This window comes from Luteimicrobium sp. DT211 (assembly GCF_049844995.1).
In the GTDB taxonomy this organism is placed as follows: Bacteria; Actinomycetota; Actinomycetes; order Actinomycetales; family Cellulomonadaceae; genus Luteimicrobium.
Genome location: NZ_JBNCMC010000028.1, coordinates 1 through 500 on the forward strand (window position 1 = coordinate 1; position 500 = coordinate 500).

Genomic DNA, 500 nt, shown 5'->3' on the forward strand with positions numbered 1-500 from the left:
GCAGCCGACGCCGCGGTCGATGCGGTGGTGGCCGATGCGGAGTCGGTGCTGGAGGGGGCGTTGCGTCGGGCGTTGGGTTCGCTCGTCGATGCGGCCGTGGGGCCGGTCGACGGTGCCGAGCGCGGTGGCGCGACGCGGGGGCTGGACGCTTCGGCTGCGCTGGAGGTCGCGGATGGTGTCCCTGCCGCGACGGCTGCGCAGCTCGAGCCGGTGGCCGTATCGGCCGCGCTGGAGGGCTTCGAGGGCGCTGGCCTCGATGGTGCTGATCCCGGTAGTGCTGATCCCGATAGTTCTGATCCCGGTAGTGCTGATCCCGTGGCTGTTCTCACGGATGCCGCGTTGGAGGGTCTGGAGGACGTGGTCCCTGGGCCGGTGCTGGCCCGGATCCTGGCGGGGGTGTCGGTGGCGGACGTGACCGACGATGCGCTGGTCGAGGTCGTCGCGGCGGCGGAACGTTTGAGGTCGTGGGCGCTGGCGGTGCAGGCGCGTGCGGCGGGTGA

At 72.4% G+C, this 500-nt stretch carries 1 protein-coding gene; it reads left to right on the plus strand.

The genetic code is table 11. From position 1 onward, the window contains the following. The coding region (locus ACLQ14_RS19450; RefSeq protein ID WP_425816107.1) for a hypothetical protein at positions 1 to 500 on the plus strand (500 nt) is incomplete at both ends.